The sequence below is a fragment of the Nocardia nepalensis genome (assembly GCF_048910785.1).
In the GTDB taxonomy this organism is placed as follows: domain Bacteria; phylum Actinomycetota; class Actinomycetes; order Mycobacteriales; family Mycobacteriaceae; genus Nocardia; species Nocardia nepalensis.
The window spans coordinates 69,350-84,352 of the sequence record NZ_JBKBET010000017.1; the positions used below are offsets into that span (position 1 = coordinate 69,350).

At 66.1% G+C, this 15,003-nt stretch carries 15 protein-coding genes; 6 read left to right on the plus strand and 9 right to left on the minus strand.

Annotated features, from left to right (window positions below):
* Positions 1 to 6 precede the first annotated feature (6 nt).
* Positions 7 to 1,299, minus strand: coding sequence for a type III PLP-dependent enzyme domain-containing protein (locus tag ACHQ4I_RS09820; RefSeq protein WP_420771370.1), 1,293 nt, complete (start codon positions 1,297 to 1,299; stop codon positions 7 to 9).
* A gap of 88 nt (positions 1,300 to 1,387) precedes the next feature.
* On the opposite strand from ACHQ4I_RS09820, the gene ACHQ4I_RS09825 reads away from it, so the two are divergent.
* From ACHQ4I_RS09825 to ACHQ4I_RS09835, 3 genes are all read left to right on the plus strand, one after another.
* Positions 1,388 to 2,491 (plus strand): sugar kinase, encoded by a 1,104-nt coding sequence (locus tag ACHQ4I_RS09825; RefSeq protein ID WP_420771371.1) that lies wholly within the window; start codon positions 1,388 to 1,390, stop codon positions 2,489 to 2,491.
* 67 nt (positions 2,492 to 2,558) lie between these two features.
* The gene (locus tag ACHQ4I_RS09830; RefSeq protein ID WP_420771372.1) at positions 2,559 to 3,341 is read left to right on the plus strand and encodes an IclR family transcriptional regulator; all 783 of its coding nucleotides are present in this window, start codon (positions 2,559 to 2,561) and stop codon (positions 3,339 to 3,341) included.
* Complete coding sequence (locus ACHQ4I_RS09835; protein WP_420771373.1) at positions 3,338 to 3,745, plus strand: RidA family protein; 408 nt, start codon at positions 3,338 to 3,340, stop codon at positions 3,743 to 3,745. The genes ACHQ4I_RS09830 and ACHQ4I_RS09835 overlap by 4 nt, the downstream gene beginning before the upstream one ends.
* A 95-nt stretch (positions 3,746 to 3,840) precedes the next feature.
* On the opposite strand, the gene ppc is transcribed toward ACHQ4I_RS09835, so the two are convergent.
* Complete coding sequence (gene ppc / locus ACHQ4I_RS09840) at positions 3,841 to 6,714, minus strand: phosphoenolpyruvate carboxylase (RefSeq protein ID WP_420771494.1); 2,874 nt, start codon at positions 6,712 to 6,714, stop codon at positions 3,841 to 3,843.
* A gap of 217 nt (positions 6,715 to 6,931) precedes the next feature.
* On the opposite strand from ppc, the gene ACHQ4I_RS09845 reads away from it, so the two are divergent.
* The gene (locus tag ACHQ4I_RS09845; RefSeq protein WP_420771374.1) at positions 6,932 to 7,420 is read left to right on the plus strand and encodes a nitroreductase/quinone reductase family protein; all 489 of its coding nucleotides are present in this window, start codon (positions 6,932 to 6,934) and stop codon (positions 7,418 to 7,420) included.
* Positions 7,421 to 7,472: 52 nt separating this feature from the next.
* Here the strand turns inward: ACHQ4I_RS09845 and ACHQ4I_RS09850 are convergent, their stop codons facing one another.
* The 6 genes from ACHQ4I_RS09850 to ACHQ4I_RS09875 form a co-directional block, all read right to left on the minus strand.
* Positions 7,473 to 7,892, minus strand: coding sequence for a VOC family protein (locus tag ACHQ4I_RS09850; RefSeq protein WP_420771375.1), 420 nt, complete (start codon positions 7,890 to 7,892; stop codon positions 7,473 to 7,475).
* A 162-nt stretch (positions 7,893 to 8,054) separates the two neighbouring features.
* A complete protein-coding gene (locus ACHQ4I_RS09855) occupies positions 8,055 to 8,612 on the minus strand; it encodes a sugar O-acetyltransferase (protein ID WP_420771376.1) in 558 nt (185 codons plus the stop codon).
* An 18-nt stretch (positions 8,613 to 8,630) separates the two neighbouring features.
* Complete coding sequence (locus ACHQ4I_RS09860) at positions 8,631 to 9,206, minus strand: ATP/GTP-binding protein (RefSeq protein ID WP_476445389.1); 576 nt, start codon at positions 9,204 to 9,206, stop codon at positions 8,631 to 8,633.
* Positions 9,207 to 9,234: 28 nt separating this feature from the next.
* The gene (locus ACHQ4I_RS09865; protein WP_420771377.1) at positions 9,235 to 9,672 is read right to left on the minus strand and encodes a DUF742 domain-containing protein; all 438 of its coding nucleotides are present in this window, start codon (positions 9,670 to 9,672) and stop codon (positions 9,235 to 9,237) included.
* Positions 9,669 to 10,097: a roadblock/LC7 domain-containing protein gene (locus ACHQ4I_RS09870; RefSeq protein WP_476445388.1), complete on the minus strand. Its 429-nt coding sequence runs from the start codon at positions 10,095 to 10,097 to the stop codon at positions 9,669 to 9,671. Before ACHQ4I_RS09870 ends, ACHQ4I_RS09865 begins: the two co-directional genes overlap by 4 nt.
* Positions 10,094 to 13,264, minus strand: a complete 3,171-nt coding sequence (locus ACHQ4I_RS09875; RefSeq protein ID WP_420771497.1) for a sensor histidine kinase — start codon at positions 13,262 to 13,264, stop codon at positions 10,094 to 10,096. Before ACHQ4I_RS09875 ends, ACHQ4I_RS09870 begins: the two co-directional genes overlap by 4 nt.
* Positions 13,265 to 13,771: 507 nt before the next feature.
* Between ACHQ4I_RS09875 and ACHQ4I_RS09880 the strand changes: the two genes are divergently transcribed.
* Both ACHQ4I_RS09880 and ACHQ4I_RS09885 read left to right on the plus strand, forming a co-directional pair.
* On the plus strand, positions 13,772 to 14,305 hold the full coding sequence (locus tag ACHQ4I_RS09880) for a DUF3558 domain-containing protein (RefSeq protein ID WP_420771378.1): 534 nt from the start codon (positions 13,772 to 13,774) through the stop codon (positions 14,303 to 14,305).
* Positions 14,306 to 14,318: 13 nt separating this feature from the next.
* Positions 14,319 to 14,693 carry a hypothetical protein gene (locus tag ACHQ4I_RS09885; protein WP_420771379.1) on the plus strand — a complete coding sequence of 125 codons (375 nt, stop codon included), beginning with the start codon at positions 14,319 to 14,321 and terminating at the stop codon, positions 14,691 to 14,693.
* A 36-nt stretch (positions 14,694 to 14,729) separates the two neighbouring features.
* On the opposite strand, the gene ACHQ4I_RS09890 is transcribed toward ACHQ4I_RS09885, so the two are convergent.
* Positions 14,730 to 14,987: a hypothetical protein gene (locus ACHQ4I_RS09890; protein ID WP_420771380.1), complete on the minus strand. Its 258-nt coding sequence runs from the start codon at positions 14,985 to 14,987 to the stop codon at positions 14,730 to 14,732.
* Positions 14,988 to 15,003 lie beyond the last annotated feature (16 nt).

Sequence of the window (15,003 nt, forward strand, 5' to 3'; positions counted from 1 at the left end):
CGCTCGTCAGAAGAAGGTGTGCACCAGGTCGACGACGCGCGGCCGTTCGGCGTCGGCATCATCGATGACCGGTATCAACCGCCACTTGTCGAAGGCGGTACACGGATGCGAGAGACCGAGCCGCACCACGCTGCCGACTGGCACGTCGGTGGGCGCGCCGCCGGGCAGCCGCAGGAAGGTGTGCTGATCATTGAGCGCGCTGACATGCGCCTCCGGAATCGGCGAACCTTCCTGTCCCGCAACGAATTGCGGGACCGGAAGCCCCTCATCGAAGGGAAGGTCGCGCTTGCCCGCATCGAGCAGCGCGAGCTCCGCCTCCGGTCGTGAGACGGTGCGCGCCCACCCGTGCATCGCCGAACGCAGCGGCCGCTCGCTGCGGGGCGCGGCCAGCGGCGAGATGCCCGCGTAGAAGCCGTCGTCGTGGATGATGTACGCCCCCGAGCGCAGCACCACGGTTGTCGGAACGCCCTGTGCGCCTTGCTCATCGGCGAGTCCGGACAGACATTCGACGACCAGGTCCGGGTAGGCGCTGCCGCCCGCGGTGACGATCGCGCGCTCCGGATAACATCCGGCCGCGGCGAGTTCGCGGTGCAGGCGGGCGATTTCATCCAGGTAGTTCCGGACGGCGGCGATACCGTCCGGTGCGCGGTCGTGGGCGAGCGCGCCCTCGTAACCGCCGACTCCGGCCAGCATCAGCCGCTGCGCCTTGCCGACCGCGTCGGCAATGGCATGCGCCTGCTCGACCGTGCGCACACCCGTACGTCCTTGCGGCCCACCGAGTTCGATGATCACCCGAATGCGCACATCACCCGACAGATGCTGGTCCATCAGCGTGACCGTCTCGACGCTGTCGACCCAGCAGACGAACTCGAACTCCGGATCGCGCGCCAATTCCTCTGCGACCCAGCGTAATCCGACGGGATCGACGAGCGGATTGGCGAGCACGATCCGGCCGACGCCGAACGAACGGGCCACCTGCACCTGCCACACGGTGGCGAAGGTGATGCCCCAGCTGCCGGCGGCCAACTGCTGGGCCCACAGCTGCGGCGCCATGGTGGTCTTGCCATGCGGCGCCAAGCGCACGCCCGCGGCCGCCGCCCAATCGGCCATAACCGCGACATTCGCCGCGACGGCGGCGCGATCGACGGTCAATACCGGTGTCTCGAACTCGTCGAGGTGCGGCGCGGCGTCCAGGAACTCCCGAACCGTGCGCCCCCACGCCGCGGGCGGCAGACCCTTGTGCTCGGGGCCGAGCCTCCGATCCGCCAGTGCGGCAACGGCTTTCTCGTCGATCGCCATGTCGCTCCTTCCCGCGGAATCGCGTCCGCCGAGTCATATCCCCCATGCATTGCATATTTTGCAACGCTTATTGCACACTGTGTTTTGTGTGGTTATTCTGCATTGGATGGCCGGTGGCCGCAAGGGCAGAAGGGAGATCGATGTGACGTGGCCTACTACGTCGCCCCGCCCACGGGCGGTGACCATCGGTGAGGGGCTCGCCGTTCTGGTTGCGCGACCCGGTCCGCTGGAGGACTCGGAGAACTTCGAGCGAACCGCCGGCGGCGCCGAGGCGAATGTGGCCACCGTGCTCACCCAACTCGAGGTGGACGCCGCATGGGTCTCCAGAGTCGGCGACGACGGATTCGGCCGGTATCTGACCGGACATCTCGCGGCCCGCGGCGTGGACGTGTCCGCGGTCGTGACCGATCCGGAGCGCCCCACCGCCGTCTACGTGAAGGAGCGCGGCAGCGGCTCGGGCAAGGCGACCGATCTGGCCGAGCGGGCCAGCCGAATGCTCTACTACCGCACCGGTTCCGCCGCCAGCGCACTGTCCACCGTCGATCTCGCGGCGACCGCGGCGGCCGGGCTGCTCGCGCACTGCGACCTCGTGCACTTCACCGGAATCACCACCGCGCTCTCGGAATCCGCGACCGGACTCACCGAAACCCTTGTCGCACTGCCGCGCCGAGGCAGGCTGGCAAGTTTCGACCTGAATTACCGGCCCGCACTGTGGGCCGGACGCGTCGAGCAGGCCGCCGAGGTGCTGGCCCGCCATGTGCGCGGCTGCGATGTGGTCTTTCTGGGCGCCGATGAGGCCGGCGCGGTCTTCGGCACCGACGACGCCGACCGATTGCGCGCGCTGTTCCCGGAGCCGGAACATCTGGTGGTCAAGAACAATGAGCACTCGGTCACCGGATTCTCCGGCACGCAACGCGCCGAGGTGCCCGCGCTCGAACTCGAGATCACCGAGCGGATCGGTGCCGGTGATGCCTTCGCGGGCGGCTATCTCGCCGCCCTGCTGCACGGCCGTCCGCTGGTACAGCGCCTGCGATTCGGCCATCTGTGCGCCGCCGCCGCACTGACCGGGACCGGCGATTTTGCCGAGTTGCCCTCGCCGAGGGCCTTGGCAGACATGGCCGACCTGGATGAGTCCGCCTGGGGGCGTGTGCATTACCGCAGAGACATGCTGGCCGAGAATGTGACGTCATGAGCGAGCGAACAATGGGCACGGCCGAGCGATTCGAGAACACACCGTCGGCGACGATCGAGGCGCGGTCATGAGTCAGAGTCTGTTACGTGCGTTGACCATCCTGCTCTCGCTCGGTGAGGACGCCCGGTCGTTGGATCAGCTCGCGGCCGAACTCGGCGTGCACAAGTCGACCGTGCTGCGGCTGCTGCAGACCATGGAGTCACAGCGCTTCGTCACCCACGACAGCCAGCACCAATACGTGCTCGGCTCACGGCTTTTCGAACTCGCCAACCGCGCACTGGAACAGCGTGACGTCCGCACGCTCGCGCGTCCGCATCTGAGCGCGCTGAATTCCGCGACCGGCCAGACGATTCACCTCGCCACCTACGAGTCGGGCGAGGCGATCTATATCGACAAATTCGACGCGACACAGAGCGTGCGAATGTACTCACGGATCGGGCGGCCCGCCCCGTTGCACTGCACCGCGGTCGGCAAGGTGCTCGTCGCCGCGCAGCCGCGCGCGCAGTGGCGGGCGGTCGCGGAGCGCATCGACTACCGCGAGTTCACCGACCGCACCATCCGCACCCCGGAGCGCTATCTGACCGAGCTGGAACTCGTTGCCGCACAGGGCTATGCGGAAGACCACGAGGAGCATGAGAGCTTCGTCAACTGCATCGGCGTCCCAGTGCGCGACGGCACCGGGACGGTGGTCGCGGCGGTCTCGATGTCGGTGCCGGACATGCTGCTCGACCACGACCAGGTGCTGGCCGAACTGCCGCGGGTCCGCGCGGCGGCCGATGCCATCTCCACCGAACTCGGCTGGGCTCCCGGCCGCACCGCCTACCCGACCGCGATGAAAGGTCAGCCATGAGTGAGAAGATCGCCGTCCGCACCACCGACGCCCCCGCACCCGCCCACACCTTCTCGCAGGGCGTGCGCAAGGGCCCATTCGTCCAGGTCTCGGGCCAGGGCCCGGTCGACCCGGCGACCAACGCGTACTTGTTCCCGGATGACGTTGCCGCCCAGACGATTCGGACCCTGCAGAACGTCAAGGCCATCGTCGAGGCGAGCGGCGCCACCTTCGACGACGTCGTGATGCTGCGCGTCTACCTGACCGACCGCGAAGACTTCGCCACCATGAACGACGCCTACGGCGAATTCGTCACCGCCAACACCACCGGCGACGTATTACCCAGCCGCACCACCGTTTTCACCGGCCTCCCCCGCACCGAAATGCGGGTCGAAATCGACGCGCTAGCCATCCTCTCGCAGTAGCGCACTGCTCGCCGAGCGCAGTCATATGGCGGTCGGATGCGGCGTATCCGACCACCATTCGACTACGTTCGGCGGAATGCCTCGCAGGCGCGGCGCTAGCCGGAGTTGCGCAGGGCAGTGGCGAGTCCGTTCATGGTGAGCAGGATGCCGCGTTTGACGAGTTCGGAGTCGTCGCCCGCACGCAGGCGGCGCAGCAATTCCACCTGCATCTGGTTCAACGGTTCCAGGTACGGGAAGCGGTTGTGGATCGACTCGGCCAGCGACGGGTTGTCGGCGAGCAGGTGATCATTTCCGGTGATGGCGGCGTGCATGCGGATCGTGCGGGCATGCTCGTCGCGAATCATTCCGAAGATCTGCTCGCGCAAGGACACATCGTCGACGAGTTCGGCGTATCGGGCGGCGATGTCCAGATCGCTCTTGGCCATGACCTGGGCCAGGTTCGATAGCACGGTGCGGAAGAACGGCCACCGCTGGTAGAGGTCCGACAACGTGGCCAGCCGCTCGGGATCACCGCCGACCCACTCCTCCAGCGCCGCCCCGGTCCCGTACCAGCCGGGCAGCATGACCCGGGCCTGACTCCACGACATCACCCACGGGATGGCCCGCAGATCGCTCACCGAATTCGTCGGTTTACGGGAGGCGGGCCTGCTGCCGATATTGAGATCGCCGACCTCCGCGACCGGCGTCGATTGCCGGAAATACTCGACGAATCCCGGTGTTTCGTGCACCAGACGCGCATACGCCGCCCTCGCCCGCGCCGCCAGATCGTCCATGAGTTCATATGATGGTTCGGCGTCGGGACCGAGCCCCTCGACATCGAGCAGCGTCGATTCCAATGTGCCCGCGATCAACGACTCCAGATTGCGATGTGCCGCACGATGTTCCGCGTACTTGGCGGCGATCACCTCGCCCTGCTCGGTCAACCGCAGTGAACCCTGCACGGCACCGGCGGGCTGAGCGAGAATGGCGTCATAGCTGCGCCCGCCACCACGGCCCACGGTTCCGCCGCGACCGTGGAAGAGCCGCAATCGAATTCCGGTCTTGCGCGCCACCTCGACCAGATCCAATTCCGCCCGGTACAACGCCCAGTTGGCGGCCAGATATCCACCGTCCTTATTGGAATCGGAGTATCCGAGCATCACCTCCTGCCGCATTCCCTTGGCGGACACCAACTCTCGATACACCGGAACATCCAGTGCGGCGGACAGCGTGTCGGCCCCGGCGCCCAGGTCCTCGATGGTCTCGAATAGCGGCACGATATTCACCGGGCAGCTCGGTGGCCCGTCGGGCTCGCCGGGATCGAGCAGCCCGCCCTCCTTCAGCAGCAGTGCCGCCTCCAGCATGTCGCTCACCGAAGTGCACATGCTGATGATGTAGTTCGGCACCGCCTCCGTTCCCAGGGTGTCCACGACATCCCGTGCGGCGCGGACGATATCGAGCTCCTTGGCGGCGAGTTCGCTCAATCGCGCGTGCGGGCCGAGCAGCGGCCGACGGGTACGCAGCTCGGCGGCGAGCAATTCGACCCGTTCCGGTTCGGACAAGCTCGGATAGTCCGAATGCACACCTGCCCACGCCAATAGCTCGGCGACGACCTGCTCGTGCACCTCGGAGTTCTGCCGCATATCCAGACTCTGGAGATGGAATCCGAAGGTTTCGATGGCATATCGCAACGAGGCCAGCCGGTCATCGGCGAGCAGACCGTCACCGCTGGCTCGCATCGAGGCATCGATCGCGTCCAGATCGTCGAGCACCGCCTGCGGCGACGAATACGGTTGCGCCGCAACACCCACCGGCCGCACCGTATCCGGAACCGACTCGTCCAACGGTGCCTGCGATCGTGCCCCCTGCTCGCCCGGTCTGCCCGGCACCGTGCCGATCGCGCGCTCGGCGGTCGCCGCCAGACGCGACCAGATGCCGTGCAGCGCACGCCGATACGGTTCATCGGCATGCGTGGCGGGATCGGGATATCCGACCTCGGCGAGCGCCGCCACCTCGGGTGTGACCCGCACCAGCCGAGCCGACAGCGCCAGCGACTTCTCCAACTCCACCAGCTCGTGCAGATACCGGCCGAAGGCGACCGCCGCCGCCTGCTGTGTGGCGGTGCGCACGACATCGGCTGTCACGTAGGGATTTCCGTCCCGGTCGCCGCCGATCCAGGACCCGGGTCGCAGAATCGGGCGCGGCAACAACTCCACCCCCGGCCAACGCGATCGCAGCGCCGCGCGCACCTCCGCGTTGATCGCGGGAATCACATCGAACAGAGTGATCTCGTAGTAGCGCAAGCCGACCGCGATCTCATCCTGAATCCGCAAGCGCTGCAACCGGATCAGCGCGGTGCGCCACAGCGAGAGCACCTGAAGGCGGATCCGCAGCTCGAAATCGGCCCGCTCACGCTCGGTTTCGGTGAAGCGTTGCCGCAACCGCATCAATTCGGTGATCCGGGTCTGCACATCGAAGACGGTCCGCCGCCGGGTTTCGGTCGGATGCGCGGTGATCACCGGCGATACCAATGCGTCGGTCAGCAGATCCGCGACCTCCGCGCCATCCAGTGCCGCCGCGTCGAGCTTGCGATATGTCGCCGCGAGCGACGATTCCTGTGGCGGCTCCCCCGCCGACTCGTGCGCCGCACGCCGCCGATCGCGCTGGATATCCTCGGCCAGATTCGCCAGCAGCACGAAATAGCTGAACGCCCTGATCAACGGCAATGCCACAGCGATATCGACACCGTCAAGCATCTCCGCCACCGCACTGCGCTCGACCTCTTCGCGCCGCACCCGGAACGCCTCGATCCGCACCCGCTCGATCAGGTCGAACACCTCGGGGCCTTCGTGATCACGGATGGTGTCGCCGAGGACACCGCCGAGGAACCGAATATCGTCCCGCAGCGCCCGGGTCGCGTCCGGCGCGGAGATCTCCAACGGTCGCTCGCCGGAGTCCGGCTGTATCACGCCCGAGGACGCCCTCTCGATTTCGCTGCGCTCGGCCGTGCCCATCGTTCGCTCGCTGCGCTCGCTCATAACTCGACAGTACTGCGCCAGATCAGACCTTCGCGGCGACGCCGAGGCGAGCCGCCGCACATCACTGCGACCTCGGTATGCCCTGGTCATACACCCCGGGTCGGAAGACGACGCCGCACCCGAAAGGTAGCGTTGCCGACATCCCACCGGACGAGCAGCAAGGACGACGATGGCCGCGAGCGAGCCCACCCAACTCACCCTGACCGGCCGGTTCGCCCACTTCGGCAGCACCCGGCTCAACGGCATCAGCAAGATCCAGGGCCGCGTGCACAGCAAGCTGTACGCCCGCTTTGGCGGCACTGTCTTCGGAAAGTGGTTGGGGCGGCCGGTATTTCAGCTGACCGTCGCCGGCCGCAAATCCGGTGAGCCGCGTCCGGTGATGCTGATGCTCGTGCGCGACGGTGTGGACCTGCTGGTGTGCGGCTCCTTCGGCGGCAATCACACCGCACCGAACTGGTGGCACAACCTGGTGGCCGCGCAGGGCGGTACGGTCCGGGTCGGCCGAGAGACCTGGCCGGTCCACGCCCGGGTGGTAACCGATCCGGACGAATATGCCGCACGCTGGCAGAGGCTCGTCGCGAACTATCCGGACTTCCCGACCTATCAGGCGCTCACGACACGCAAGTTGCCCATCGCGGTGCTGACGCGGGTCGACTGAGTTCGGTGCCCGCCGATGTCGACCGGCATCGGCATCGGCGAGGGCGGCGGAATCAGCCGAGGATCTGGGAGAAGCGGAGGTGGTTGCCCCACGGGTCACGGAACCCGCAGTCGCGCACGCCGTAGGGCTGAGTGATCGGCTCCTGGTCTACGTCGACGCCCGCGTCGCGCAGGCGGGCGAAGGTGTCGTCGACGGTCTCGGTGGTGAAGATCAGGGTGCCCTGCGCACCACTGGCCAGCCGACCCTTGGCGGCCTCGCGCGCGGACTCGGTCGGGTTCATTTCCGGGTTCTCCAGGATGAACTCGATGCCGGGCTGCGACGCCGGGCCGACGGTCAGCCAGCGGCCGCCCGGAAACGGCATATCCTGGCGGACCTCGAAGCCGATGACGTCTCGGTAGAACTCCAGTGCCTTGTCCTGGTCACCGACCAGGATGGCGACGTGGGTCAGTGCGAAATCCTTGCCGTTGCTCATTGCTATCTCCCTTGGTTCGAGCGGTACACAGGAATGACGTCGAGCGCATCACGAATTCATCGGTGATCTCGAAAAGATTCTTTATCGCTTCCCCCCGACCATCGCAGCACCCCGGTAGTTCTCGGCATCCGGGCCAACGGCGGGCTGTGCCACCGCGGGCGCTCACAACTCGCGCAGCACCCGCGCCGGATTGCCGGCCGCGAACACCCGCGACGGCAGATCCCGGGTGACGACACTGCCCGCGCCCACCACCGTGTCATCCCCGATCGTCACACCGGGGCAGACGATGACCCCGCCGCCGAACCACACGTTGTTCCCGATCCGAATCGGGGCCGCCGACTCCCAGCGCTGCCTGCGCGCCTGGTGATCTTCCATCGGATGCAGCGCCGTCAGCAGCTGGCAGCGCGGCCCGATCGACACATCGTCACCGATCACGATGGGCGCGCAGTCGAGCAGGATGGCGTCGTAGTTGAGGAAGCTATTGGCTCCGATTTCGATGAGAGATCCGTAGTCGCACTGGAATCGGGGCATGATCCACGACCCCTCGCCCAGTTTGCCGAGCAACTGCCGCAGCACCGTATCGCGCCGCTCGGTCTCCTCGGGCCCGGTGCGGTTGAACTCGTCGCACAACCGCTGTGCCCGAATACGCTCGGCCATCAGCTCCGGATCGCTGTCGCGATACAGCTCCCCGCGCAGCATCCGCTCCTTCTGCTCACCCATGAGCGCCAGGCTACGTACTCAGCCGACCTCGCGGGCCTGTGGCTGCGGTGCGGACATGCGCTGCACGAGGACCTGTTCCAGCAATGCGACGAGCACCTCCTTCACCGATTCCCGGTCTCGCGCATCGCATTCCAGGATCGGAATCCACTCGTCGAGTTCGAGTGCCTCGCGGACCTCGTCGAGTTCGAACTGCTCGCCCTGTTCGAAACGATTGACCACCACCACGAATGGCGTGTTGTGCTCTTCGAAGTAGTCCAGCACCGGATAGCAATCCTCGACGCGGCCGGTATCCACCACGATCACCGCGCCGAGCGCGCCGTCGACCAGGTCGTCCCACAGAAAGACGAAGCGGTCTTGGCCGGGAGTGCCGAACAGGTAGAGAATCAGCGAGCTGTCGAGCGTGATGCGACCGAAATCGAGGGCGACGGTGGTCCGGTTCTTATCTTCGCGCCGACCCGCGTCGTCGACGCCGATGGCGACCTCGGTCATCGCCGCCTCGGTCTCCAGCGGTTCGATTTCGGAGATCGCGCCGATGAATGTTGTTTTGCCGACACCGAATCCGCCGCTGATCACGATCTTGGCCGAGGCGGGCATGGGCCGCTCGGCCGCTGGGGTCCGATATTCAGAGTGCCCGTACAAGGTCCCTGATCCTCTCGATGGCTGCGGTGGAAAGTTCGGGGGCGTCCCGGACCGAAACATGCCCGGCGGCCGCGAGATCACTGACGATCACCTTCGCGACGCCCACCGGAACGTGCAGCGCCGTCCCGATTTCGGCAATGGAATACGGCTGCTGACACAGCCTAACGACGGTGCGCTGCTCGAAGTGCAGCGGTGCGGACAGTGCGGCAGGCGTTGCCCGCACCAGGGTTTCGATGCGCAGACCGTCGATCAGCGGGGTGGTGCGTCCCGCCGTGACGACGAAGGGGCGCACGAATCGATCATCGGGGATCTGCACTTCCGGACTATCCAGCGGCGGCCGGTTGGCTCCGAATCCGCCGAGAGATTGGTTGACCGGGATCATCCGCGGGTCCGGCAGCCGCGGCCGGTATGGATCTCTCATCTGCGCAACGACTCTCGCAATTCCGAGATGAGCGCCGGATCGAGCAGCGCACCGGCGCGGTCGGCCAGCACCGCCATCTCGTAGCCGACCAGACCGACATCGCAGCCGCCGTCGGCGATGACGCCGAGGCAGCTGCCGTCACCGAGCGCGGAGACCAGCAGGAAGCCGCGTTTCATCTCGATCATGATCAGCTTCAGACCGTCGAATGCGTAACTGCGCGAGGCACTTCGGGCCAGACTGGACAGGCCGGAGACCATGGCGGCCAGTCGATCCGCGCCGGTGCGGTCCAGTCCCTCGGACATGGCGATGAGCAGGCCGTCGGAGGAGACTGCGACGGTATCGCGGACACCGTCGGTATCGCGGACGAAGTTGGCCAGCATCCAGTTGAAGGTATGCGGATCCGCGGTCGGTATGTGCGTGGTCACCGAATCTCCTCTGCGGTAGTGGATGAAACCGAGGTTTGCGCCAAATCCGTGGCGCGCGGGATGTTTTCGGATGTCTCCGCTCGCGGCGGGGTGGGCGCGCCGCGCTCGTGTCCGGCCCGGAACGACGAAAGCATGCTGCGGATTTCCGAGGGCGAGCGATCCACTGCGGGAGCGCTGGGCGGCTTCGGGGCGAGAACCCTTGGTGCGGTGTCACTTCCGTCGCCAGCGGTGCGTGCGCGCTTGTTGCGCTTGACCAATCCGTTCTTGGTTCGCTGCACACCGGCGGGCGCGCTAGCGGATTCCCTTGCCGCTGCGGTTGTTTCAGTCATCCGCCGCGACGAATCGCCTGCCGAAGACGGAACGGCGCGCAGCGGCCCCTCGGTCCCGGGTACGACATCGACGGGGCGATCGGTCCCGGATTTGGTGATCGCGGACGAGCCGGTCGCGGATCCGTTGACCGCGGACAAACCGGTCGCGGATCCGTTGACCGCGGGCAAGTCGGTCAGGGATCCGTTGATGCCATGGCTCCCAGTGTCATTCACCTTGGGCATGCCCGTCGGTGATCCACTGAACCCGGACATGGGCCTGTCACGCCATGGATCGCCCCCGGACACGGCCCCGTCACGCCATGGGTCGCCCCCGGAAAGGGCCCTGTCGCCCCTTGGTACGGCTCCATCGACGCCGTTCCGGGTGGATCCGGAATCGTCGCCGGAATCGACCGGCGTGGGATGGAAATAGGCGAACGGCGCAGGTGCCGAGGTCGACGATGCGAATCCCGGTTTTGCATGCGCGGGACCGCCGGCCCTCGGTTGCCGAGACCCGACGCCGTCTGGGGCGAATCCGCCGGTCATTCGCACGTCGTGGGTGGGCAGGCCAGGTATCGTTGCGCCACCGATCCCGACGCCGCCAACTCCAGCGCCATCAGCCCCGACACCGTCGATTCCGGCACTGTTGACCTCGGCACGGTCGAGCCCAGCACGGTCGACTCCGGCACTGGTCCGGGCACTCTTGGTTCCGGCCCGGTCGACCCCGACACCGTCGACCCCGACACCGTCGACCCCGACACCGTCGACCCCGACACCGTCGGTTCCGGCACTGCTGACCCCGACATGGTCGACCCCAACACCGTTGATCGCAATACCGTTGACCCCAACGCCGTCGACCCCAGCACCGTCGACCCCGGCACCGTTGACCGGAGAACCATTGACCGGCGCACCGACCGGCCTCGCCGAAACAACCTCGCCCGCAAGCGATCCCCCAACAGTGCCCACAGAACCGGCCGACGACTCGGCATGCCCTTGCGCACCGGACACCGCACCAGCAGCCACCGAAGCGGCCCCGCCCCCGGGTGCGCGCCGATCCTTCTCTCCCGCAACGATTCCCACGGGCAACAGCAGCCGCGCGACGATTCCGCTCACCGGCGACACATTCAAATCGACATCGATGCCGAGCCGCCGCGCCAATCGGCCGACCACGTAATGGCCGAGATATCGGGTCGGCGCGATAACGAAATCGGTTTCGCCGCGCAGCCGGGCATTCGCCTCGTCCAGCTGTTCCACCGGCATGCCGACGCCGTGATCGACCACCGCGAGCAGATATCCGGTCGGCAGCTTGCGGCCGTAGATCTCCACCTCCAGATCCGGTGGGGAGAAGGCCAATCCGTTCTCGATCAGCTCGGCCAGTATGTGCGCGAGATCGCTGACCACCGCGCCGGTGATCGCGATATCGTCCACCCGCCGCAGCACCACCCGGCGATAGTCGTCGACCTCGGACAATCCGGCGCGAATCACATCGGTGAGCGCGATCGGCTCCGCCCAGCGCCGCGGGCTCGCCGCACCCACCAGCACCAGCAGACTTTCGGCATTGCGCCGCATGCGGGTGGCGAGGTGATCGAGCTCGAACAAATTCGACAGCGCCTTGGGATCGAGTTCCTCGCGTTCGAATTCACTGATCAGGCCGAGCTGGCGGCGAACCAGATTCTGGTTGCGCCGCGCCAGATTCGCCATCGATTCGGTGGTATTGCGGCGGACCAGCGCCTGCTGCGAAGCCAATTCGAAGGCGGTGGTCTGCACACCGTCCAATGCCCCGGCCACGGCCGCGATTTCGGCACTCGCGCCGCGCGGTGTGCGCACCGGCGCTGGCGGATCCGGATGGGTGTCATCTGATGCCTGCCAGGCCGCGATCACCTCGGGCAGCCGGTGATTGGCGACATCGTCGGCCTCCGCCGCGAGCGCGGCGAGCGGACGCACGATGGCGCGCACGCTGGCGACGACCAGCGCCACCTCCGCGGCGATGGCGATCAGCGCGGCGAGCAGGAAACCGCCGAGGGTCAGGAACGCATCCCTGCGCAGCGCATCCGCGCGCCGCTGCACATCATCACCGACCGCCTGCTGCACCGCGCGCTGCTCATCGATGACCGCCGTCATCTGCGCCCACCAGGTGCTCGGATCCACCGAACGCACCAGCGGACCGGTACTCGACGCGATGGCGATCTGCTCCGATTCACCTGCCCTGACGGCATTCTCACTGCGCAGCACCGCATCGAGCCGGGCCTGCTGTGCTGCGGTCGCATCGCGCGCGAAGGCGGTCAGTCCGGCCATCTTGGCGGCGCGGATATCGAGGAACTCGACGTACTCGCCATTGCGGAACTCGTCGGCGGCGAAAACGCCATTGAGGAAGCCGCGCTCCTTGGCCGTCTGCTCCTTGGCCTCCCCGAGCGCGTACAGCGCCTCCAGGCCGTGCCGAACCTCGGCGTCGCGCGCCTGATCGAGCCCGAGCGTCAGACGATTCAGCGCGGAGATGCCGTCGGTATAGAACTGAAAGGCGGCCTGCCTGCTGGTGCGGCGGGCATCGATCTGCGTGCGGGTCGCATCGAGCGCGTCGAATTGACCGATCGCCGAACGCACTTGGGCCGAGCCCGGCGCATTCCCGGCAGCCGCATCCTCGAGCGCGCGCATCGCTCGATCCGTATCGCCCCGCTGGTCCGCCACGGCCCGCACCAGTCGGATATCGCCGCCGAGCAGACCATTGCTGAGCCCGCGTTCGCGCTGGGCCTGCTGCACCAGATCCTGTACCGCCAGCGCGAGCGAGACCGCCTGCACGGTCTCACCGCTCTCGCGGAATGCCTTGACCTCCCGGGCGACCGTCACACCGAGCAGCGCCAACACCAAAACCAATGAGAGGACAAGGATTCGGGCCAATTGCCCCCGAATCGTGCGCGGCCGCACTATTCTGTTCCCGGCAACCTGGCGTTCACCTCCGGGGTCGGCAGTTACATCCGGTGTGCCACCGGATTTTTCCGACCGTTGACGTAAACGCACCACCCTGCTCCTCCGATTGCCAAACCGTGGCTGCTCCACGGCGGGCGCACGGAAAGTCACGCAGCAGCCTGCTCCTGGGGTATGGCACTGTCAACGCGAAAACCGGACAAAACGGACATCGAACGCATTTGTATACACGCTGGTAATCCAGCGTTTCCGCGGTATCGATCCGCTCACATCATGCCCCCGCACGGTGTGACGTGACGGCCGTCGCAAACGGCTGTGCCGAGGGTTTCAGCGTGCACGATTCTGCACCGAATCCTCGGCCCGCGCCTCCCCTCGCGACCACCAATGGCCCGCATACCGTTTGATAGGGTCAAGATCTCCAGATAGTCGCAGCTAGAGAGGGCGGGGATGGCGCACCGATGGAAGTTGATGCTGCTCGCGGCGGCTGTCCTCCCGGGGTTGGTCGCGTGTGGGGGTTCGAAGAGCGGTAGCCCGACCGCGAGCAGTGAGACGAGTTCGGTGCCGGTCAAGCTGTTCGATCCGTGTACGCAGATCCCCGATGACGCGGTAGTAGCCGCGGGGCTCAGGCCGTCGACCAAAGAGAGCGGGATCGCCGGAGTACATCAGTCGGGGTGGGAAATCTGCGCTTGGAACGGACGGACGTACTCGCTCACTGTCTATTCAACGGGACGAACCGTCGACGAGTTCGAACACAAAGCTGGAAACGTCGATTTCCAGAATGTCGTGATCGCTGGCCGTCAGGGTCGGCAGTTCCGAGTCGAAGGCGCGTCCAAGGATCTGGGCTGCGATGTGGTGTTCCCCGCGTCTCAGGGCGTCCTGCAGCTGGGACTGTTGAACTATGCGGGCATCGACAACCTCGAGAACCCTTGCGCACTTCTGACTCGCATCGGCGCATCGATCGTTCCCGTTCTGCCGAAATGACAAGGGGGGCCTCATGAGTCAGTCCGAGTTGGCACAGTGGCAGCGGTTTGCTGATCAAGCACGTAGCGGCGAGTTGTATCTGGACAGCGAAGCGGCAGCGCGCGAATGCCTCGAGGCATGTGATCAGCGAATGCAAGACCTCCAGGATATGGCGCGGTACACGCGCCAGGCGCAAAATGTTTCCGGCTTTGGCGACTTCCACATGGCCGATGCTCTGGCCACGATGTTCAAATCCCAAGCAACCGGCGAAGCCAACTCGATCGATGCGATCATCCGTGAGCACATCGAAGTCGTCAAAGATATGGGCGAGATAATGGCCCTATCAATCAAACGCATCACCGGCCAAGATGTCACCAACTCCGTCTACTTCAACACCAATACCCAATAGATGGGCAGATACGCGATAGCGCTCTGGTTCCATCAATCAAATAGTCCCCTCTGAATGCTCCTGGGGCGTAATCACTTCCGCCCAGAACTCGTGCCGCACCGCATCCCACAACCGGGACAGGTTCGGATATTTCTCACGCATATCGGCCAGATCGGGCGCAGCCACCCCCACATCGGCGTTCAGCAATGGTCGCGCACCATCGATAACACTGCGCACGAGCATAATTCGAATGTGCCAGTGGTCGATCTCCCATATGACCACCCACCCGTCGACCTCGGTGCGACGTTCGCGCATATTCGGCCCCCATCGG